The 22,697-nt window shown below is 51.3% G+C and carries 16 protein-coding genes; 11 read left to right on the forward strand and 5 right to left on the reverse strand.

All coding sequences use genetic code 11. The features are described from left to right. Nucleotides 1–7: 7 nt before the first annotated feature. From I2H39_RS27100 to I2H39_RS27120, 5 genes are all read right to left on the reverse strand, one after another. Complete coding sequence (locus tag I2H39_RS27100; RefSeq protein ID WP_138306857.1) at nucleotides 8–838, reverse strand: carbohydrate ABC transporter permease; 831 nt, start codon at nucleotides 836–838, stop codon at nucleotides 8–10. Next, nucleotides 828–1,727: a sugar ABC transporter permease gene (locus I2H39_RS27105; RefSeq protein ID WP_138306858.1), complete on the reverse strand. Its 900-nt coding sequence runs from the start codon at nucleotides 1,725–1,727 to the stop codon at nucleotides 828–830. Before I2H39_RS27105 ends, I2H39_RS27100 begins: the two co-directional genes overlap by 11 nt. A gap of 10 nt (nucleotides 1,728–1,737) precedes the next feature. Further along, nucleotides 1,738–3,147, reverse strand: a complete 1,410-nt coding sequence (locus I2H39_RS27110; protein WP_138306859.1) for an ABC transporter substrate-binding protein — start codon at nucleotides 3,145–3,147, stop codon at nucleotides 1,738–1,740. 79 nt (nucleotides 3,148–3,226) lie between these two features. Then, entirely contained in the window at nucleotides 3,227–4,795 is a 1,569-nt protein-coding gene (locus I2H39_RS27115) for a response regulator (RefSeq protein ID WP_195627991.1), read from the reverse strand. Further along, nucleotides 4,773–6,665, reverse strand: coding sequence for a histidine kinase (locus I2H39_RS27120; protein ID WP_138306861.1), 1,893 nt, complete (start codon nucleotides 6,663–6,665; stop codon nucleotides 4,773–4,775). Before I2H39_RS27120 ends, I2H39_RS27115 begins: the two co-directional genes overlap by 23 nt. A 326-nt stretch (nucleotides 6,666–6,991) precedes the next feature. Here I2H39_RS27120 and I2H39_RS27125 point away from each other — a divergent pair, with 326 nt between their 5' ends. The 11 genes from I2H39_RS27125 to I2H39_RS27175 all read left to right on the forward strand — a co-directional run bounded on the left by I2H39_RS27125 (nucleotide 6,992) and on the right by I2H39_RS27175 (nucleotide 22,693). Then, nucleotides 6,992–7,486 carry a QueT transporter family protein gene (locus tag I2H39_RS27125; RefSeq protein WP_138306862.1) on the forward strand — a complete coding sequence of 165 codons (495 nt, stop codon included), beginning with the start codon at nucleotides 6,992–6,994 and terminating at the stop codon, nucleotides 7,484–7,486. A gap of 244 nt (nucleotides 7,487–7,730) precedes the next feature. Next, a complete protein-coding gene (gene murC, locus I2H39_RS27130) occupies nucleotides 7,731–9,116 on the forward strand; it encodes a UDP-N-acetylmuramate--L-alanine ligase (protein ID WP_138306863.1) in 1,386 nt (461 codons plus the stop codon). A 262-nt stretch (nucleotides 9,117–9,378) separates the two neighbouring features. Next, on the forward strand, nucleotides 9,379–10,521 hold the full coding sequence (locus tag I2H39_RS27135; protein ID WP_195627992.1) for a DnaD domain protein: 1,143 nt from the start codon (nucleotides 9,379–9,381) through the stop codon (nucleotides 10,519–10,521). A 79-nt stretch (nucleotides 10,522–10,600) separates the two neighbouring features. Then, the gene (locus I2H39_RS27140) at nucleotides 10,601–11,581 is read left to right on the forward strand and encodes an ATP-binding protein (RefSeq protein WP_138306865.1); all 981 of its coding nucleotides are present in this window, start codon (nucleotides 10,601–10,603) and stop codon (nucleotides 11,579–11,581) included. A gap of 120 nt (nucleotides 11,582–11,701) precedes the next feature. After that, on the forward strand, nucleotides 11,702–12,871 hold the full coding sequence (locus I2H39_RS27145) for a ribose-phosphate pyrophosphokinase (protein WP_138306866.1): 1,170 nt from the start codon (nucleotides 11,702–11,704) through the stop codon (nucleotides 12,869–12,871). 138 nt (nucleotides 12,872–13,009) lie between these two features. Next, the gene (locus I2H39_RS27150; protein WP_138306867.1) at nucleotides 13,010–14,059 is read left to right on the forward strand and encodes an acyltransferase; all 1,050 of its coding nucleotides are present in this window, start codon (nucleotides 13,010–13,012) and stop codon (nucleotides 14,057–14,059) included. A gap of 408 nt (nucleotides 14,060–14,467) precedes the next feature. Then, complete coding sequence (recA, locus tag I2H39_RS27155) at nucleotides 14,468–15,559, forward strand: recombinase RecA (protein ID WP_240305767.1); 1,092 nt, start codon at nucleotides 14,468–14,470, stop codon at nucleotides 15,557–15,559. Further along, a complete protein-coding gene (locus I2H39_RS27160; RefSeq protein WP_195627993.1) occupies nucleotides 15,556–16,173 on the forward strand; it encodes a regulatory protein RecX in 618 nt (205 codons plus the stop codon). Before recA ends, I2H39_RS27160 begins: the two co-directional genes overlap by 4 nt. A 146-nt stretch (nucleotides 16,174–16,319) precedes the next feature. After that, complete coding sequence (gene rny / locus I2H39_RS27165) at nucleotides 16,320–17,861, forward strand: ribonuclease Y (protein WP_207739863.1); 1,542 nt, start codon at nucleotides 16,320–16,322, stop codon at nucleotides 17,859–17,861. A gap of 219 nt (nucleotides 17,862–18,080) precedes the next feature. Beyond that, the gene (locus I2H39_RS27170; RefSeq protein ID WP_138306871.1) at nucleotides 18,081–19,355 is read left to right on the forward strand and encodes an ABC transporter substrate-binding protein; all 1,275 of its coding nucleotides are present in this window, start codon (nucleotides 18,081–18,083) and stop codon (nucleotides 19,353–19,355) included. Continuing rightward, entirely contained in the window at nucleotides 19,313–22,693 is a 3,381-nt protein-coding gene (locus tag I2H39_RS27175; protein WP_330640733.1) for a response regulator, read from the forward strand. Before I2H39_RS27170 ends, I2H39_RS27175 begins: the two co-directional genes overlap by 43 nt. The last annotated feature ends 4 nt before the right edge of the window (nucleotides 22,694–22,697 follow it).

The raw sequence follows: 22,697 nt of genomic DNA on the forward strand, positions 1-22,697 counted from the left end.
CCTTGTATCATTCTTTTACGGCGCCTGCCGTGATTCCCTCTATGATGTATTTCTGGAAGAAGATATACAGGAGCACAGTGGGAAGGGCCACCACGATGATTCCGGCTGCAAGCAGGGGCCAGGAATTCTGCTGTGCGCCTGCATAACGCATCAGGAAGGTGGTCAGGGTTTTATTCTGATTCTTGGGCATGTACAGATAGGGTATGTACATGTCGTTTACAATGGACACGGTCTTGATGATGACAAGAGTGGCCGTGGCCGGTGTCAGCAGCGGGAAGATAATCTGCGCAAATATCCTGAAGTATCCGCAGCCGTCCAGCATGGCGCTTTCGTCCAGTGAAACGGATATGCCGCTAATGAACTGCCGGTAGATATAAAGCTGCATCAGGTTGGCGGCAATGTATATGACAATGGGCGCACCCAGGGTATTGTAAAGCCCCATGCCCCGGATAACCTGGAATCTGGCAATCTCCACAATATTGGTGGGGACCATCATGGCCAGGTAAAACAGGATGTAGATGATTTTCTTAAAGCGGAACTCAAAGCGTTCCAGACAATAGGCGGTGATGGAGCCCACCAGCACATTGAAGAAAATGCTGACAGCAACAATCTTGATGGTGTTGGTAAAGGCTCTGACAAGATACCGTTCTTTGAATACGCTCAGATAATTGTTCAGGGTCATGTCCTTGGCTGAAATCCACAGCGGAGACTGGGCATCCAGGCTTCCGGGGATTTTCAGGGAGCTTATGATGGTTACCAGAAGGGGCAGGAAAACCATAAGGACCAGGATAAGCGATACGGCATATTTTCCTGCCAGGGATAGTTTTCTATGCGCCATGCCGGTCCCTCCTTCTCAATCTGTTTGTGATAAAGCGCTGGGCAATCTGTACACATACAATCATAAATATCATGATTACGGCCATGGAGGAGGCCATTCCGAAGTTGTTGTATTTAAAGGCCGTGTCAATGGTGTAGATGGAAAATGTGTTGGATGCCCCGTTGGGCCCTCCTGCGGTCATGATATAAGGGATATCAAACATCTGCAGGCTGCCGTTGATGACGTCAAAGAGCATGAAATCAATAACGGTACGGATAGCCGGAAGCTGGATGTATCTCAGACGCTGCCATGCATTGGCGCCGTCTACAACGGCAGCCTCCATCATATCCTTTGGAACCGAGGAAAGGCCTGCCATAAACAGAACAATGTGAAAGCCCATATAACGCCAGATGGATACGGAGGCCAGCACATAGTTTACGATTTTAGGGTCGGACAGCCAGCTTTGAATCAGGCCTCCCAAACCCAGCTTGGTCAGGATATAGTTGAAGCCGCCTTCCACAGGCGAAAAAAAGTAGGAAAAGGAGTAGGAGATACCCACGCCGTTGATGATAAAAGGAAGGAAGATAATGGCCTTGACAAAACCTGAGCCCTTAAAGCGGCTGGAGAGCATGACTGCCAGCACCAGCTCCACAGGCATCATGATTCCATGAATCAGAAGGTACGTTAAATTGTTGCGGAAGGCCTGCCAGAATTCCGGGGATTTGAAAAAGAGCTGTGTGTAATTGTCAAGCCCTGTAAAGGTGCGCAGGGAGGCAACGCCGTCCCATTCCAGGAAGCTCATATGAATGAGCTCCCAGAATGGATAAACCACAAATACACATAACAGAATGACCGGAACTGCTAGGGACAGGCTTAAAAAGGTGATTCTTTTTCGGTTGAGCCTGTTCATACCTGTCCTCCTATTTAAGGCCCAGTTTGGTTCTGGCTTCCGCCCAGGTCTGGTTAAGCTCTTCACAGCGCTTTGCATAATCAAAGCCGTCTGTCAGCATCTCCACGCCCAGCTGCTTGCAGTCAAACTTGGTCTCAGATACCATGTTGATAAAGTCGCTGCCGCCGGCCCCATAGGTCACGAATTTCACTTCGGGCTGAAGCTGGGATGCAGTCTGAAGCACAGGGTCCAGCTCCTTTGCATAGGGAGTCATGGTGCTGTCGCTGCTGATGGAGGCAATATAATCCGGGTACCAGGCCTCGCTGAAATAGAACTCCAGGAATGCCTTTGCAACTTCCGGGTTTTCAGAGTTGTTGGTTACGGTCAGGAAACAGTCTCCCTGTGTTACCAGATTGAAATCTTCCTGGCTGTTATCGCGGAAAGGAAGGTAGAAGGTGGACATACCTGCGGTGTCATAGCCGTCTGCCTTATATGCAGTGAGGAACATGGGGCTGTTTAAGGTCATGGCCCCTTTTTTCTTTGCAAAGAGAGCGCGGCTCTGGTCGTAGGTGATGCCTAAGGGGTCTTTTCCAAGCACGCCCTTCTGGAACAGGTCATAAATCTTTCCGTAGACCGTGTGGATGTCGGTGCCCTCTGCAAAGGGAGCATCCTCCTTTGTCATGGCATCCCAGTAATATCCGTTTCCGCTCTGTGCGGCGGGGCCATATTCCATCAGGGGATAGGTGGGCCATGCATCCTTTGCGCCCATACAGATTGCGCCGAAGTCAGGGTCCTGAGGGCCGAAATGTTCCTGAAGCTTTTCGCTGACCTCCACGAATTCATCCCAGGTAGCAGGCACCTCTACCCCTGCCTCCTCAAACATGTCGGTCCAGTAATATACATAATCGTTTGCCTTGCGGTCCGGTATGCCCAGGACCTTGCCGTCCACCGCATACTCGGAGGCAATCTGGTTGTTCCTGTTGGCTTCTGTATCCGTCAGGTCCGCCAGGTACTCGGAGTACTGGTTCATGCTGTCGGATTTGTGGAACATCAGGTCGGGAAGCTCGGATGCAGAGGAACGGATTTTCATGGAATTGAAGTACTCTGGTTCTGCGTTGAATTCTTCAATGTCGATTTCCACATTTGGATAGAGTTCCTGGAACCGTCCTTCCATGTCCAGTTCCTCAAAGGTCTTGGCAGCCGCCACATCCCAGGTGGCCAGGGTCAGGGTACAGGAAATGTTTCTGTCCGCCTCTGCGGCGCCGCTGTTGTCCTTATTGCCGGAGTCCTTGCTGCCGGAATCCGCACTGCCTGGTTCCTTACCTGCGTCTGCCTGATTCTTTGCGCTGTCCGCTGTCTGGGAACCGCTGCCGCCGCAGCCTGTTGCGGCCAGGGCTGCCGTGAGGGCCACTGCGCCTAACAAATATCTTTTCTTTTTCATAGCTTCCTCCTATGTGATTGCTTTTGTCAGATTCAGTGTAACAATTCCAGGGGATGAAAACAATGAAAAAAGGTTCGATTCACTGTACAATGGTACGGCTCTGTTTGCGGTAGGCGGAGGGACTCACCCCCTCCTGGGCTGAAAATACCCGCACAAAGTATTCCACGCTGTTGTAGCCCACGGCCTCGCTTATTTCCTTCAGTTTCATGCTGGTTTCTTTCAGCATGGTTTTGGCGTGGTGTATGCGCAGATGCTTCATGTAGCTGGAAAAGGACATTCCCATTTTGCGGCTGAAAAGCGTGCTGAAATACTTTTCGCTGAAACCGGCTTCCGAGGCCACTTCATAGAGGGTCAGGTCCGGTTTATAATAGTGGCTGTCAATGTAATTGATGGCCCTGGATATTTCGTCCGGGAAATCAAACTGGTAGTGGAACTGGACATAGCGCTTCATGTCGCTGAGAAAATTCACGGTCCATATGCACACTTCCTGGCTGGTCCTGAGCCTGGTCACCTCCTCCAGAAGGCTGGTGCTGTATACATAGTCCGTGTCCTCCAGCTGGTGGACCAGGGAGGCGGCGATATGGTAGGCCAGATAGAGCGCCAGAAGGCCTGCCTGCCGCACCGCAGATTCCTGTATGCGCACCAGAAGCAGGGAACGGGCAGACTCAAAGCGCGCCGTGTTATTGGATTTCAGGGCCTGTATGACCTCCTGGAATTCGCTCTCCCGGGCCACTGCCTCCCGGAGGGGAAAGCGGGAATAATCAAGGGAAGAAAACAGGTTCTGGGATTTCATGATATACTTCATGGTCAGGTTCATGGTTGCTTCGGCCAGTTTTTCCTCAAAGGAAGAGGGCCCCTGGGCCAGGCTGCTCACGGCTGCGGATGCCTCCACGTTCATGTAGTTCTTCCAGGCATTGAGAAGGCGCCGGCAGACCCGCAGAAGGCCTTCCAGGGCCTGTCCCTGGCTGTCAGAGGTGCCTGTTTCATAGACCATGACCAGATTGGTCACATGGTCCGGCACGATAACGCCGTGGTTTGCAATCTGTGAAATCTGTCCGGCCAGATTAAGCAGCGAGACATGGAAATTCCGGTCAAAATCACTGCCGAAGTTCTTCCTGATTTCCTGACATCTCTGGATTGAAAAACAGACCATGTAATAACAGTCAGGGAGCCCGGCTGCTTCAGGCTGGATTTCCCCGCGGAGAAGCCGGGACAACAGCTGTTTCCGGTCCTGGATGCCTTCACCGCCGTCAGCCCGGGTCCTGCCCTTTTGGGCCAGGAGCTGCTTCATATTGGACAGATGCCGTTTCAGCATCTCCTCATGGATTTCCCGTTTCAGGCAGTAATCATAGATGCCCAGCTTAAAGGCCTGGCGCACATAGGGAAAATCATTGTATGCGCTGAGAACCAGGATTTCCGGCTGTGTATGAAATTCCTTCACCCGGCGGATTAACTCCAGACCGTCTATGACCGGCATCTGTATATCTGTAATCAGGATGTCCACCGGATGCTGTTCCAGATAAGCCAGGGCCTCCCGGCCGTTGGATACGCAGCCGGCCAGTTTGAGCTCCATCTCATCCCAGTCAATCATGGAACTCAGCATCATCCTTACAATTGCTTCATCATCAGCTATCAGTACTGTGTACATGGTCCTCATCCTCTGTTGTATTCGTTATGACAGGCAGGGTCAGCGTGACCCTGGTATATGCCCCTGGTTCCGATTGGATAGAGACTCCGTACCGGGGACCGAAATTAAGCTTTAAACGCCTGTCCGTGTTGCTTACGCCAATGGTACGGCGCCGGGGGTGTTCCGGCCGGCCGGGGGATTCCGGGGAACCGGAAGGTTCCTGGGATTCTGTATCTCCTAGGATTTGACGGATGGTATCCTGGTCCATGCCTTTGCCGTTGTCAGTAATCTCAAAAATCAGGTTTCCTTCCCGTATGGTCCCGGCAACCGTTATCCTGCCAAGACGGTCGCCCAGGTTGTCAAAACCGTGGGTAATGCAGTTCTCAACAATAGGCTGCAGAATCAGCTTGGGCACCTTGCAGTCCAGAACCGCGGGATTTAAGTCCATGTCCACCTCAAAGCTGTCCATGTAGCGGAACTGCATGATATAGATATAGCTCTCCAGCACAGACTGCTCATCGCGGACCCGGTAGAATCCTCCGTCCCGGTTCAGCACTGCTGCAAGAATATTTTCCAGGGCCACCACCATGTCCTGCATACCGGTATAATGGGCTGAGATGGCCATGAATTTTAATGTATTCAGCGTATTCATGAGAAAATGGGGATTCATCTGGGACTGGAGGGTATGGAGCTCTTCCTGGTATTTTTCCTTTTCAATCTGTTCCTTGTCATGAATCAGCTTTTTAATCTGCTCCACCATGTTGTTGAAGGTGGCTATCATCCGGGCAATATCCTGCTGTCTGCACATTTCCACCTGCGTGTCCAGGTTGCGGTGCTCCACCTCCCTCATGCCTTCCGTCAGATGGCCCAGCGGAATCAGCAGCCGGTTCATGTACCATTTAAAATAGAAAATGAACATCAGGACCACACACAGGATGACAGCCATGCTGATAAGTGAGAACAGGGTGAACTGTCCGAACAGTGAGGTTTCGTTGACCGCGCTGACCAGATAGTATCCTGGCTCAGGCATTGGCAGAATCATATACCGTATGCCGCGGTATGAAATCTGCTGCCGGCCGCCGTCGGATACATGGTTATTTTTTGCAGGATGACTGCTGGCTGCGGGGCGGGCTGAGCCAGCCGGGTCTGCTGCGTTTTGCCGGATTTTTTCCATGACAGCAGACGGAATCCGGTTTTTCTGACCGGGGGCTGCCACGATGTTTCCCTGGCTGTTGATGAGACAGATGGTTCCCAGCTTTCCGTTTTTGTTGTAGTTTTTAATGGAATCCGGTATTTTTGATATCCGGTAGAGGACAATGCATTCTGCCTGCGTATCCTCCCCGGGAGCATAGGCGGATATCTCCAGAATCTCCCGGGCAGAACGGATGCGGTAAAAATAGTCTTCGTCCACCAGGGCGGTGTGTACCAGTCCCGGATTGCTGACAGCGGCCTGATACCATTCCTTTTGCCGCAGCTCGTCCACGCTGTAGCGCATCTCGCCCTTGGGAATGATGGCCGAGCCATCCCTGCGGTAAATATGGATGTCCAGAATCTTATATTCAGGCGCGGCCAGCATCTGATACATGGTATCCAGCTGTTCCAGGGCCTGTTCCTGCTTTTGTGCGTCATGTCCCGCCGCATCCCGTATGGTGGTGCCTCCGTTCATGTTGACCACCCGGGACAGGGCCAGGGCTGAACTGCGGGTCTCTTCCCGGTATAATTCCAGAACCGCCTGCTGGGTCACGGTTACGGACTCCGTGGCAGCCCGGTAGATGTATCTCCCTGCAGCCAGGAACACCAGGCCCAGGATAATCATGACTGGGAACACAATCATGCAGACATAACTGATTACCACGTCTTTAATCAGGCTGCTTTTGAATATTGGTTTCATGATTTTACCTCTTGTGTTTGCTGGTTCAATCATAGCATGTCTTGGGAGGGCAATTCAAGGTTAATTCATTTTCTATACTGGTAAAAATCCGCCGCCATCAGGTCAAAATCCTCCAGGCCGCAGACCTTAAAGGCCATCCTGGGACGTCTGATGGGGTAAAAATGGGGTATGGCTTGCATTCCCGCCCAAAATATGCTACACTATCCCCTGCAATAAGGCCGCAGATTCCCAGTATTCATCAGCATTTACCGGGACAATCTGCAACAAACGACCGGTGTGTTCGAGACCTTCCACACCTAAAACAAAACTAAAGGAGACAACCGAATATGAGAGAGAGCAACAAGAAAATGTACCATCTGGCACACGGCGCCATGATAGCTGCCGTGTACGTGGCCCTGACCGTGGCATTTGCGCCAATCAGCTTTGGGGCAATTCAGTTCAGGGTATCTGAGGCCCTGTGCATCCTGCCCTATTTTACGCCGGCAGCAGTGCCGGGACTGTTTGCAGGGTGCTTCCTGTCCAACCTGATGCTGGGAAGTCCGTGGGACATGGTGTTCGGAAGCCTGGCAACCCTGATTGGGGCAGCCGGTTCCTGGTACCTGCGCAGGCATAAATGGTGTGTATGCCTGCCGCCTATCCTGTCCAATGCCATCATCATTCCGTGGGTGCTGCGTTATGCCTACGGTTCCCCGGATTTGATTCCGGTGGCAATGGTCACAGTGGGCATCGGGGAAGTGCTGGCCGTGGGAGTGCTGGGCAATGTGCTGATGGTTACATTGGAGCGATATAAAAATCTGGTTTTTAAGCAGCAGGCAGCGTAAGCCGGCCTGCCGGTACAATACCGGGATAAACTGTTAAGGAAAAATCAGAGAAGGACTTTGGGGGTATGCAGGCTCAGGCAGGAGCCTGAGTGCATATCATATATCAGGTCTGTCATGGAGGAATGCCGGGGAGCCGGTATTTCTCCATTTTTTATATAGCTTTTCAAATTTTTTTTGATATAATAAGGAAGAGATATTTTTGTGCGGGAAAATGGATGACAGGCACAGGGAAGGACTATTGATTATGTATCAGATAGATTTTAATAAACCGGAACACGTACACTTCATTGGAATTGGAGGCATCAGCATGAGCGGCCTGGCGGAGATTCTTCTGGATGAGGGATTTTCCATATCAGGCTCTGATTCCCATGAGACAGGACTGACAGAGCACCTTGAAAAAAAGGGAGCCAGGGTATACTACGGACAGAGGGCCGCCAATATTGAGAAGGAGCCGGGAATTGACGTGGTCGTGTATACGGCGGCTATCCATGAGGATAACCCGGAGTTCAGGGCGGCCAGGGATAAAGGGCTTCCCATGCTTTCACGGGCAGAGCTTTTAGGTGAGCTGATGCGCAATTACAAGGAGGCCGTCGCCATCTCGGGCACCCATGGCAAGACCACCACCACATCCATGCTTACGGATATCCTTCTGGCGGGAAACATGGATCCCACTATTTCCGTGGGAGGCATCCTTAAGGACATAGGCGGCAACATCCGAGTGGGCGGGCCGGATTTGTTTGTCACGGAGGCATGTGAATATACCAACAGTTTCCTGTCCTTTTATCCCACCATGGAGGTTATACTGAATATTGAGGAGGACCATCTGGACTTCTTCAAGGATATTGAGGACATACGCCATTCCTTCCGGCTGTTTGCAGAGAAGCTTCCGTCCAAGGGACTTCTGGTGGTGAACAGCTCCATCGAGAAGGCGGAGGAGATTACCAGAGGCCTTAAGTGCCGGGTGGTCACCTTTGGGAAGGACCCTTCCAGTACCTATACTGCCCGGAACATAACATATGACGGATATGCCAGGCCTTCTTATGACCTGGTGATTCAGGGAGAGGTGGTGAACCGCATCACCCTGGGCGTCACAGGAGAGCACAATGTATATAATTCCCTGGCTGCCATTGCCGTTGCCCTGGAGCTGGGAGCCGGCTTTGACGCCATCATGGCGGGGCTGGGAAGATTTACAGGCACGGACAGACGGTTTGAGAAAAAGGGAGAGGTCGGAGGAGTCACTGTTATCGACGACTATGCACACCATCCCCAGGAGATACGGGCCACCCTGGCGGCTGCCAGGAATTATCCCCACAGGAAGCTGTGGTGTGTGTTCCAGCCCCACACCTATACCAGGACCAGGGCGTTTCTGGACCAGTTTGCGGAGGCGCTGTCTGCTGCGGACGAGGTGATACTGGCGGATATCTATGCTGCACGTGAGACAGATACCCTGGGAGTCAGTTCCAGGGATGTGGCGGAGCGGATTGAGAAGCTGGGTACCAGTGTGCACTATATTCCTTCCTTTGATGAGATTGAAACATTTATTTTGGAAAATTGTATGAACGGCGATTTGTTGATAACTATGGGGGCCGGAGATATTGTAAAAGTAGGAGAAAAGCTGTTAGGACAATAGTTATCCACATTATCCACATAGTTTTCAACATTTTATGTAAAGAAGCTATGTGGATTTTTTGATTAACATAAAAAAATGTCGCACGATTTAAAAAATCTTGGATTTATACGGTAAAAATGGGGTTTTATGAAGAACGGGGACAATTATGTCCACCATTTTTCCACATTATCCACATTATCCACAACGAAATATGTGCAAAACTGCGCCTATTTTCTTTTGGAGGTGGATGTGTTATGATAGAATGAAGCAAGGAGTGGTAGGGATGGGTGGAAATATGAAGGATAAATGGAGTGTTCCGGTCACGGCTGTGGCCAATGAATTCATTGATACATATATGGCTGCTGCCAATGGTGAATATGTGAAGGTGTATCTCTATGTGCTTCGCCACCAGGGGAAGGAGATTACCATAGAGCTGATTGCGGATGCCCTGAACCACACGGAGTCTGATGTCCGCAGGGCTCTTTCCTATTGGGAAAAGGCCGGCGTCCTCACTGCCCCGGAAAGGGAGCAGCCGGTTTTGGCGGAGCAGGTCCGCCCGCAGCCTGAGGCATGTATCCGGGAACGGGCGCAGTCAGGGGGCCAGGCAGAGGTTCCCGAGCAGCAGGGCGCTCCGTTTAAGCGGGAGACAATGACTGATTCCGTGAATCAGGAGGACAGCTGCGCTCCGGTCTACTCTGCGGAGCAGGTGAACCGCCTGGCCCAGGATGAGGAATTTTCCCAGCTTCTCTACATCGCACAGAAGTATATGAATAAGGTTTTTACCCCCAGGGACTGTCAGGTATTCGCTTATCTGTATGAGGGATTGTCCATGAGCAGCGAGCTTTTGGAGTACCTGGTGGAATACTGTGTGCAGAACGGTCATATTTCGGTGCGCTACATTGAGACAGTGGCCATGAGCTGGCATGAAAAGGGCATCAGGACAGCCCAGGAGGCAAAGGATTACTGCGCTTCCTACAACCGGGATTCCTTTGCTGTCATGAAGGCGTTCGGCATCAACAGCAGGAAGCCGGCTGCGCCGGAACAGAAGCTGATGGACAAGTGGTTCCGGGACTACGGATTTACCAGGGACGTGGTGCTGGAGGCCTGCAACAGGACCATTACAGCCATCCACAACCCCAGTTTCCAGTATGCGGACAAGATATTGTCGGACTGGAAAAAGGCCGGAGTCAGGGGGCTGGCCGACGTAAAGGACCAGGATGCAAGGCGTACCGCTGCCAGGGAAGAGAGCGGCGAGTCCAGGGAGAAAAGGCTTCAGAAGTATGATTCCGCTGTCTCATCGGCCAGACAGGGCTCCGGCGCCAGGAAGAATACATCCAACCAGTTCCACAATTTCAAGCAGAGGGATACGGATTATGATGCCCTGGTCTTAAAGCAGGTAAAGGAGTGGGTGGGACAGCAGCCATAGGGCAGATGACGGGCAGCCGTTTTTAAACACGCCTTAGAGCGTGTGTCACAAGTCCCAATACACATAAGGAGAGTGAACCATGGCACTGAGCAATTCCCAGTACGATGCAATCATGAGGGAGTATGGAAGGCAGCAGATTGAGAACCACCATAAACTGGAGGAGCGGCGCAAAGAGATTTATGCCAGGCTGCCGGTGGTAAGGCAGCTGGAGGCGGAAATCGCAGAGCGTTCCGTGGCGTGCGCTAAAAAGCTGCTGGAGGGGGATAAAAGTGCCCTGGACAGGCTGAAGGAGGACCTTAAGGACCTGCGTGAGCAAAAGTCCCTTATCATCAGGGCAGCCGGATATCCGGACGATTATCTGGAGCTTCATTACAGGTGTCCGGACTGCAGGGACACAGGGCTTATAGACGGCCATAAGTGCCACTGTTTCCTTCAGGCCCAGATGAAGCTTCTGCATGCCCAGTCCAATCTGGAGGATGTGCTTGAACGGGAGAATTTCAAGTCCCTGAGCTTTGAATACTATGACGATACGGAGATACTTCCCCAGCTGGGCATTACCAACGCGGCATACATGCGGCGGGTGGTAAAGGGGTGCAGGGAGTTTGTGAGGGAGTTTGATAAGAAACATGACAACCTGCTGTTTACAGGAAGCACCGGCGTGGGAAAGACCTTCCTGACCAACTGCATTGCCAGGGAGCTGATGGACAGTTTCCACTCCGTTATCTATCTGACGGCCAGCGACCTTTTCGAGGTGTTTTCCAGGAATAAGTTCGACTATGATAATGCAGAGGAAATGAGGGATATGTACCGGTTCATCCTGGACTGCGACCTTCTCATCATTGATGATTTGGGAACAGAGCTGAACAACAGCTTTACATCCTCCCAGCTGTTTTACTGTATCAATGAGCGGATGAACATGAGCCGTTCCACCATCATTTCCACCAACCTGACACTGGCGCGTCTCAGGGATTCCTATACGGACCGGGTTACATCCAGAATCATGAGCGGATACAGAATCATTCCATTATATGGGGGAGATATCAGACTGTTAAAAAAGTAACGTATAAGAAAGACATTTCCGGGCCGGAAGGGCCTTGACGAATCATGGAGAATGATGGTATAAAAGTATATGCCGGTCCAGGCAAAGATGCCTGCGGCAAAAAACAGGAGGATGTTAACCATGTTGTATGAGGAGAAAATCATTGAAACCATTCCCGTTGGTCCGTTGGGATTGATTCCGTTAAAGAGCTGTACGGAATTGGGCAATAAGGTGGATGCTTATCTGGTGGACTGGAGACGGGAGCGGGAGAGCGAACACAAGTCTACCATAGCATTTTCCGGATATCAGAGGGATTCCTATATCATCAATGCCGTTACCCCCAGGTTTGGTACAGGCGAGGGAAAGGGGCTGGTGACGGAGTCCATAAGAGGCGACGACTTATATATCATGGTAGATATATGCAACTACAGTCTGACCTATTCCCTGTTCGGCATGACCAACCACATGTCGCCGGATGACCATTTCCAGGACCTGAAGCGTGTGATTGCAGCGGCAGCAGGCAAAGCCCACAGGATTAACGTAATCATGCCTTTCTTATACGAGAGCCGCCAGCACAGGCGTTCCGGCCGGGAATCCCTGGACTGCGCCCTGGCTCTTAAGGAACTGGTAAATATGGGAGTGGAGAATATCATTACCTTTGACGCCCATGACCCCAGGGTCCAGAACGCCATTCCTTTAAGAGGATTTGAGACAGTGCAGCCCATCTACCAGTTCCTCAAATATCTTTTGAAGAATGAGACGGACCTGCAGATTGACAGCGACCACATGATGGTTATCAGCCCGGATGAGGGAGGTACAGGCAGGGCCGTGTACTTTGCCAACATGCTGGGACTGGATATGGGCATGTTCTATAAGCGCCGCGACTACACGAAAATTGTGGGCGGACGTAATCCCATTGTGGCCCATGAGTTCCTGGGAGCCAGTGTGGAAGGCAAGGATGTGCTTATCATCGATGATATGATTTCCTCCGGGGACAGTGTCATGGATGTGGCCAAGGAGCTGAAACGCAGAAAGGCCAGGAAGGTCTTTGTATGCGCCACCTTTGGTCTGTTTACAGGGGGACTTACAAAGTTCGACGAGTATTATGATAAGGGAATCATTGACCGGATACTGACCACTAATCTGGTATACCAGACCCCGGACCTTCTTGAGAGACCTTACTATATTAATGTGGATATGAGCAAGTATATTGCCCTAATCATTGACAACCTGAATCATGACGCATCCCTGAGCGATTTGCTGACGCCTACCAAGCGTATCAACAGGCTGCTGGCTCAGTACCGCAGTTAACAGGAACATGATGTAAAGGATAAAAGGCCGTTTTCCTAGTATCTGCCAGCCGGGGTATGCCGCGGCGCTTCGGCAGGCTGCGGGGACGGCCTTTTTGGATATCCGGCAATGCCATGGACAGGGGGAAGATATTATATTATGGAAGAAAAGCAGTTCCGCGACAAGGTTTACTGGCTGACATTCCTGTTCAGCCTGCTGGTGGTATGGGTGCATTCCTTTAACGGGGAGCTGTTTATGGGGACCCCGGAGGCAGCCCTTGAGGTGGCGCGGATAGAACATATACTGGGAGAGAGTCTGGGACAGATAGCAGTGCCGGGCTTTTTCATGGTGTCTTCCTATCTGTTCTACCGCGGCTTCAGCTGGGAAAAACTCATACCCAAGTGGCGTTCCAGGGTAAGGAGCCTGGTGCTGCCCTATCTTCTGTGGAATTTTCTGTATTATATGGGCTATGTGACAGCCACCCGCCTGCCCGGCCTGGCAGGGGTGGTGGGAAAGTCCCCTGTACCATTTACAGGGGCCGGGCTCTTTGAGGCTCTTGTGTGCTATGCCTATAATCCCGTGTTCTGGTATCTGTTCCAGCTGATACTTCTGGTGGCGCTGGCGCCCCTGATTTACGCCGTGATGCGGGGAAATGCCACGGGAGCTGCTGCTCTGGGAATCATGGCCTGGGGCCTGTGGATGAACCGGGCCATGCCGGTCCTTAACCTGGACGCCCTGTTTTATTTCTGCACCGCTGCCTGGGTGAGCCTTCACAGGGATACCTGGGGAAGGAAAATAGAGGAAAAGGCCGGGGCCGGAGGAAACATGGCGGCCGCAGCGTTCCTGCTGCTGGCCATGGTTCTGCTCCGGTACCTGGGCCGCCCTGAGGGCCTGCTGTGGGCGCGGCCTCTTTTCACTGTGTGCTGGAGGCTGTGGGGAGTCTGCGCAGCTGTCCTGGCTGTAAAGGCAGCGAAGCTTCCGGCTGCCAGGGAGTGGATGAAGCATAACTTTTTCCTGTATGCCATCCATTTTGCCTGGGTAAGGCTCATCAATAAGGCTGCAGCGGTCTTATTCCCCGGAAGTGAGGTTATAGCCCTGACCGTATTTATCCTGATGCCTGCGTTTATGGCGGCAGTCAGCACCCTGATTGGAAACGCCATGAGGCGGTTTCTGCCCGGGGTCTATTACGTGTTGTCCGGAGGAAGGTAGGCCGGCCGGGCGGTTCCCTGCCATGCAGGGCGGCCGGCCGGACAGCGCGCCGGATTATCCGGCAAAACTTCTTGCAATCTCTGTGATTCTATGGTATTCTGATACTACTTCCGCGGCATTTCTTGCCGTGACAGCTTTGGCACTGCATGTTTTGAGCAGGCGTTGGGGTGCGTGCACAGGCACCTGTAAGGGGCGGTTCGCCCGGAATTCACATTAGTAATGCAGACAGGAAAACGGTTTGGGAGTAGTATGAAACCAGCGTGAAAAAGGGGCGTGGCGGGAAAATAGAGGTTGACATTTTGGGTGAACTATACTATTATTGTAACTATTAGAGAACGTTTGTTCGTATAGAAGGCATTGGAGGATACTATGGCCAGAGAAGAAAAGAGTAATGTAATCAACCGCGATATGAATAAAGATGAGAAGCTAAAGGCGCTGGATGCTGCCCTTACCCAGATTGAGAAGGCGTATGGAAAGGGTTCTGTCATGAAGCTGGGGGATTCCAGGGCCAATATGAATATTGAGACGGTTCCCACAGGCTCCATCAGCCTGGATATTGCCCTGGGACTGGGCGGAGTTCCCAAGGGAAGGATTGTGGAGGTATACGGACCTGAGTCTTCCGGTAAGACCACGGTGGCTCTTCACATGGTGGCAGAGGTGCAGAAGCGCGGAGGCATTGCAGGCTTTATTGATGCAGAGCATGCCCTGGACCCTGTATACGCCAGGAACATAGGAGTGGATATTGATAACCTGTACATTTCCCAGCCGGATAACGGTGAGCAGGCCCTGGAGATTACCGAAACCATGGTGCGTTCCGGCGCCGTGGATATCGTGATTGTGGACTCCGTGGCAGCCCTGGTTCCCAAGGCCGAGATTGACGGCGAGATGGGCGATTCCCATGTGGGCCTTCAGGCCAGGCTTATGTCGCAGGCCCTGAGGAAGCTTACCGCTGTTATCAGCAAGTCCAACTGTATTGTCATTTTCATCAACCAGCTGCGTGAGAAGGTTGGCGTTATGTTTGGAAATCCGGAGACAACCACCGGCGGACGGGCCCTGAAGTTCTACGCATCCGTGCGTCTGGACGTCCGCAGGATAGAGACTTTAAAACAGGGCGGAGAGGTCACCGGCAACCGTGTCAGGGTAAAGGTGGTGAAGAATAAGATTGCGCCTCCTTTTAAGGAAGCTGAGTTCGATATCATGTTTGGCAGGGGCATTTCCAAGGAAGGCGATATCCTGGATTTGGCAGTTAAGGAGAACATCATTGAGAAGAGCGGCGCCTGGTTTGCTTATAACGGAGCTAAGATTGGCCAGGGACGTGAGAATTCCAAGCAGTACCTGTCTGATAATCCGGCCATCTGCGCTGAGGTGGAGGCCAAAGTTAGGTCAAAGTATGAGCTGCCCGGTGCAGAGGAGGCCATGGAGGCTGCCGAGGTCCTGAGGACAGCCGCCAAACCAATGGAAACGGAAGCAGGGGAAGCAGATGCCCCTGAGCTGGTATGATGGTCACAGCCGTCATTCCTGTAGATAAGAGAAAGAGCAAAGTCTTCCTGGAGGAAGGCTTTGCCTTTGTTTTATACAGGGGTGAGGTTGAACGGTACAGGATAGAGGAAGGCAGGGAACTGGAAGACAGGGTCTATGGGGAAATACTCAGGGATGTACTGCGTCCAAGGGCCAAGGAATATGCCCTGCATTTATTAAAGGATTCGGGAAAGACCGAGAAGTGGATGAAGGAAAAACTTGGGAAGGCAGGATATCCCAGGGAGGCAGTGGACTATGCAGCGGATTTCCTGAAGGAATATCATTTTCTGGATGACAGTGCCTATGCCCAGAGCTATGTGCGCTCCTATGCCGGGAAAAAGAGCCGCCGCCAGATGGTGTATGAGATGCAGCAAAAGGGCGTGGATTCCTCTTATATAGAGGAGGCCCTGGAGCAATCGCCTGTGGATGAGGAGGAATCAGCCAGACAGGCTCTGGCCAAGCGCCTGGGGGGCAGAAAGGAGGCTTCCTACCAGGAAAAAGGCCGTCTGGCGGCCTTCTTAGGGCGGAAGGGATACTCCTTTGAGGTGATAAACAGGGTGATGAGGGAGATTAAAACCGCTGAAAACCAGGAATAGGGCCTATTGCAATTTGTCTATATTGTCTGTCTCTGCGGGAAAATAAGGGGAAGATACTTGACATAATTCTGAAAAAAGTATAAAATTAATATGTTGTAGTTCGTACAATGAAAATTAAATAAGGAGGTGCTCCTGTGTCACAGATAATGGTCCCTATGATGATGATTATCGTTATGATAGTTGTGGCTATTATTACTTGGTTTGCTGCACGCAATTACGAGAGGAAGCAGTATGACAGCAAGGTAGGAAGTGCAGAAGAGAAATCAAGGGAAATAATAGATGAAGCATTAAAAACCGCAGAGACAAAGAAGCGAGAAGCTCTCCTGGAAGCCAAGGAAGAATCTTTAAAGACGAAAAATGAGTTAGAGAAGGAAACCAAGGAAAGAAGAGCGGAACTTCAACGTTATGAAAAACGTGTATTAAGCAAGGAAGAAAACGTTGAAAAAAAGGCAGATGCCCTGGAAAAGAAGGAGGCGGACCTGGTCAGGAGGGAAAACATTCTCAGTAAACGTACTGCAGAAGTGGAAGCCCAGTATGAGCAGGGGATACAGGAACTGGAACGGATATCCGGTCTAACCTCCGAACAGGCAAAAGAATATCTTTTAAAATCTGTTGAAGATGATGTAAAACATGACACAGCTAAATTAATTAAGGAACTTGAAAACAAGGCAAAGGAAGAAGCTGACAAGAAGGCCAGGGATTTAGTGGTGACTGCCATCCAGCGGTGTGCTGCAGACCATGTGGCTGAGACAACGGTTTCTGTTGTACAGCTTCCTAACGACGAGATGAAAGGCCGCATCATTGGACGAGAGGGCCGTAACATTCGTACCCTTGAGACCCTTACCGGTGTGGAACTGATTATCGATGATACCCCGGAAGCAGTAGTATTATCCGGATTTGACCCAATACGCAGAGAAGTTGCTAGAATTGCATTGGAGCGTTTGATTGTGGACGGACGGATTCATCCGGCCAGAATCGAGGAGATGGTAGAGAAGGCACAGAAGGAAGTGGAGAACAACATGAGAGAAGAGGGCGAAGCAGCCTGTCTTGAAGTTGGCATCCATGGAATTCATCCGGAACTCGTTAAGTTACTTGGTAAGATGAAATTCAGGACCAGCTATGGCCAGAATGCATTAAAGCATTCCATCGAGGTGGCCCAGCTGTCAGGACTTTTGGCATCAGAACTTGGAGTGGATGTACGTTTAGCAAAACGTGCCGGTTTATTACATGACATTGGTAAATCCGTTGACCATGACATGGAAGGTACCCATGTTCAGCTGGGCGCAGACCTGTGTAAGAAGTATAAGGAATCTGCCACTGTACTGAACGCGGTGGAATCCCATCATGGCGATGTTGAACCTACCAGCCTCATTTCCTGTATTGTACAGGCAGCCGATACCATATCTGCTGCAAGACCTGGTGCAAGACGTGAGACGCTGGAGACATATACAAACAGATTGAAACAATTAGAAGATATTACCAATTCCTTTAAGGGAGTGGACAAGTCTTTTGCCATTCAGGCAGGCCGTGAGGTTCGTATCATGGTAGTTCCGGAACAAATCAGCGATGATGATATGATATTGCTCGCAAGAGATGTTTCCAAACGGATTGAGGACGAGCTGGAATATCCGGGACAGATTAAGGTAAATGTGATTCGTGAATCAAGAGTTACGGATTACGCCAAGTAATTGTCCGGAGTGAAAGATAAATGCCCTAAAACCCGCAAGAATGTAGTGTTCATGCGGGTTTGGGGCATTTTTTTTTGGGCGGAGCGCAAACCGCCCGTGACAGAGGGATAAGAGTAAAAAAGAGATTGTGCCATGGGATGTATCATGCTAGAATATATATGAGCAGAGTTAGGCGGAAGCAGGACTCCTGCTTAGGGGAATCAAAGAGAGGAATATGATATGAATAGACGGATGGCAGGGCTTGGCACGGTATTTTTGGCATGTACCCTTATGCTGGGGGGATGCAGTACTGGGAATAAGGTTGTCAATATCCAGGTGCCCGATGAGGATGTCACCACAATCACATTCTTCGGCAATAAATATGAGCCGGAAAATGTAACGGTCATTGAGGAAATCCTGTCGGACTTCATGAAGGAGAACCCAGGCATCAGGGTATCCTATGAAAGCCTTAAGGGAAACGACTATTACAAAGCCCTGGAAAAGAGGATGGATGCAGGCAAAGGCGACGATGTGTTCATGGTGAACCACGATGTCCTGTTAGAGATGCAGGCCAGGGGACTGCTGGTGGATTTATCCGGTCTTGACACCATCCGGGGCTACAGCGACTCCATGCTCGGCCAGATGGATGAGCATGGAAAGATTTACTGGATTCCCACCACGGTATCGGGATTTGGGCTTTACTGCAATAAAAAACTGCTGAAGGAACATAAGCAGAAAATACCGGAGAACCTTCAGGAATGGAGGCAGGTCTGCGGTTATTTTAAGGAACAGGGCATTACTCCGGTTATAGCAAACAATGATATCTCGCTGAAGACCCTGGCCATTGGCCTGAGTTTTTATCCGGCGTATCAGGAAAAACAGGAAAGGGATATTTTTGGCCGCCTGAATGAGGGGAAGGATAAGCTGAGCCTCTATATGACTCCTGGTTTTTCTCTGGTCAAGGAGTTCCTTGACAATGGTTATGTGGATGCCCAAAAGGCATTGAAGACCCAAAAGACCTCGGATGATTTGGAAGAATTCGTAAAAGGAGAGTCCCCATTCATGCTGACTGGGGCATGGGCGGCCGGCCGGGTGGAGGGCATGAATCCGGATTTTGACTTTGAGGTGGTCCCTTATCCTGTGCTGGAGGACGGCGGACTAGTGGTCATCAATGCAGATACGCGCCTGAGCGTCAATGGGGACAGCCAGCATATAGATGAAGCCCTGGTTTTTGTGGAATATTTTACCCGTCCTGAGAACATACAGAAGTTCGCGGACCAGCAGTCCTCCTTTAGTCCTTTAAAGGAAGGGATTCCGTCGTCCGTAAAAGAGATGCAGCCCATGGTCGCCTGTTATCAGTCAGGAAGGACTGTCATCGGGACGGATGGGCTTCTGGAACTGCCCATATGGGACCTGACAGCGGAGGCGTCCAAACGTCTGATGGCAGGGGAAACCCTGGATGATACCATGGAATGGATGGACCAGGAGGCAGCAGGGAGAATGGGAGGATGGTAATGGACAGGAACCGAACCGGTATAAAAAAGAAGATTGCCCTGGCTGCTGTTTTGGTGGGGGCAGTGCTTTGCGCCCTGACGTTCCTGTTCATACATGAGGTCAAGGAGGAGCTGTGGAAACAGTCTGTCCAGACCATCATAGAGAGCACGCAGCAGGGCTGCAACACCCTGAAAATCCAGCTTACGGAGGATTACCAGTCCATGGGGACTGTGGCGGAGAATCTCAAGGGATTTGCTTCCGGACAGCAGGAGGAACTGGGATTTCTGCTGGATTATTATTCCCAGATAGAAAGTGGAATCAGCCTGTATCTGCCGGACGGGGCCTGTATTCCCGCGTATGGGAAGATTGACGAAGGGGCAAGGGAAACGCTTGACGGTACGGACCGGAAGAACGGCATCATTGACCCCCATATCAGCAGTGTCACCGGTGTCAATGTGTTTGATTTGTTTGTCCGGGTTACGCTGCAGGACGGGGTGCAGGGATACCTGGTAAAGGAATATGAAGTGGAACGTATTGTGGACAGCTTTACCCTGTCTTTCTATAATAATGCCGGATTTTCCTATGTGGTCAACCTGAAAGGGGATGTGCTGATTCGTTCTCCCCATCCAAACAGCAACAAAACAGTCAAGAACCTGTTTGATATGCTGCCGGAGACCCGGAACAGCCGTGAGAGTCTGGAACAGTTTTCCCAGTCCCTTCAGAATTCGTATACGGGCTGGGCAACCTTCAGCTATCAGGGGGAGGATACCGTATTCTGCTATGTGCCTTTGAAGCTCCAATCCGACTGGTACCTGATTTCCATTATTCCCCGGGATGTGGTCAATGCCCAGACAAATGAGATACTTGTGCGTGCTTTTACCCTGATTGGCTGTATCCTGCTGGGGATTGCCCTGCTGCTGGCCTTTTATCTGCGTTATGCCAACAGGACCAACCGGAAATTAAGGAACCAGGCTGACTATATCAGCCGCCTGTACAATGCGGTGCCCGAGGGAATTGCCCTGATGTCTGTGGATTCCCCCTATGATTTCCTCCAGCTGAATCAGGAAGGGCTGAGGCTGCTCCGGTGTCCTGAGGGGGCATCCAATGATGCCATGAAGGGAAAAAGCCTGCGCGATGTGGTACACCGGGAGGACTATGAAAATCTGGCAGGACTGTTTAGGGATACGGCAGAAAGCGGCAGAAAGAATATCTTTGAGATACGTGTGATTACTGCGGATAATGGGTATTTCTGGGGAGCCGGAATCGTGGAGAGGACCCTGGATGAAAATGGAAGCCCTGTATTGATTTCAGCTATCCACGACATCACGGACGTAAAACTGGCGGAGGAGGAGGCGGAGAGGGAGAAGCTGCAGGAACGCCTTACCCTGGTAGGGGCCATTTCCAATGCATATCCGGTGATTGTCAGTCTTAACCTGACTAAGGATACATTAAACTTTATCTATGTAAAAGAGGGACTGATGCTGAATCTGGGCTGTCAGGAGTCCTACAGCCAGCTTTTTGAGGACGCTGCGTCCTCAATTCATCCGGAACATCAGGAAGAATTTGGCCGGCGTTTTTCGGCGGAGAATTTGAACAGGACCCTTGGCCGGGAGAAGAGCGAGGTGTTCCTGGATGTAAGGCAGATGCTTGGGGACGGCAGGTATCACTGGGTATCCATACAGATTATCCATGTGGATAATCCCTATTCAGAGGATAAACTGGCAATCCTGATTTCACGCCGTATTGACGAACAGCGCTATGAGGAGGAACAGAAACGCCGCGCCCTTCAGAGCGCGCTGGACAGCGCCAGGGCGGCCAGCGAGGCCAAGAGCCGGTTCCTGTCCAATATGAGCCATGATATACGGACTCCCATGAATGCAATTGTAGGCATGACGGCCATTGCCACCGCCCATCTCAGCGACAGGGAACGGGTGATGGAATGTCTTAAGAAAATCAGCCTGTCCAGCAAGCATCTTCTGAGTCTGATTAACGATGTGCTGGACATGTCAAAAATCGAGAGCGGGAAGCTATCCATACGGGAGGAACCCTTTAATCTGGCTGAGCTGGTGGCGGAATCAGTGGAACTGGTGCGTCCCCAGGCCGAGGCCAACTGCCTGAAAATGGATGTGCATCTGGAAACCCTGAAAAGTGAGGATGTGGTGGGGGATGCCCTCCGAATCCGTCAGATATATATTAATATCCTGAGCAATGCAGCCAAGTACACCCCAAAAGGGGGAAGCATCCATGTGGAGGTGAAGCAGGAACGGGGGGTAGGAAGAGGATATGGGCGTTATGTGTTCCGGTGTGCGGACACAGGAATCGGTATGAGCGAGGAATTTGTGGGCAAGCTGTTCCAGCCCTTTGAACGGGCCCAGGACTCCACCAGCAGCCGGATTACCGGGACCGGTCTGGGAATGGCCATTACTAAGAATTTGATAGATTTAATGAATGGTGATATCATAGTAGAAAGCAGGCCGGGCGAAGGCTCTGTATTCACAGTGGCCCTTCCCCTGCTGATTCAGGATGCAGTGCCTGAGGAGGTGCCGGAGGAATGGATAGGCATCCACTGTCTGATTGTGGATGATGATGAACAGACCTGTGAGAATGCGGCGGAGCTTTTAGGGGATATGGGACTGCGTCCTCAGTTTGTCACGGAAGGTGCTGCGGCAGTAAGGCGGGTATTGGAGCTGAAGGATTCAGAGGACCCGTTCCGCCTGGTTATTGTGGACTGGAAGATGCCGGATATGGATGGGGTGGAAGTGGCCCGCCGCATCCGGCAGAAGGTGGGAAGAGAGGTTCCCGTCATTGTGCTGACTGCCTATGACTGGGCGGAAATTGAGACAGAGGCCAGGGAAGCCGGCGTATCCGCATTTCTGGCAAAGCCCTTTTACCGGTCCAAGATATGCTACCTTCTCAGCGAGCTGAGCGGTGAAAAGGAAGGGCAGGAATGGAACGGATTTACAGGCCGGGCGGATTTTACAGGCCGGCGTATCCTTCTGGTGGAAGACAATGAAATGAACCGTGAGATTGCCAGAACCCTGATAGAGGAGATGGGAGTGGAGGTGGAGGAAGCCTGTGACGGGGAGGAAGCCCTGGAACGGTTCCGACAAGTCCCTGAACATTATTACGACATGATTCTGATGGATGTGCAGATGCCAAAGATGGATGGATATGAATCCACAAGGGCTATCCGCCGTCTGGACAGGGAGGATGCGGCCTCTATACCCATCGTAGCCATGACTGCCAATGCATTTGCAGAGGATGTTCAGAACGCCCTTCGCGCCGGAATGACAGCACATTTTGCAAAACCCATAGACGCCGGTGTGCTGGAGCAGATGATATATAAGTATTTGAGGTGAAAGG

Origin of the sequence: Clostridium sp. 1001283B150225_161107_B6 (assembly GCF_015556325.1) — a bacterium.
GTDB lineage: Bacteria > Bacillota > Clostridia > Lachnospirales > Lachnospiraceae > Enterocloster.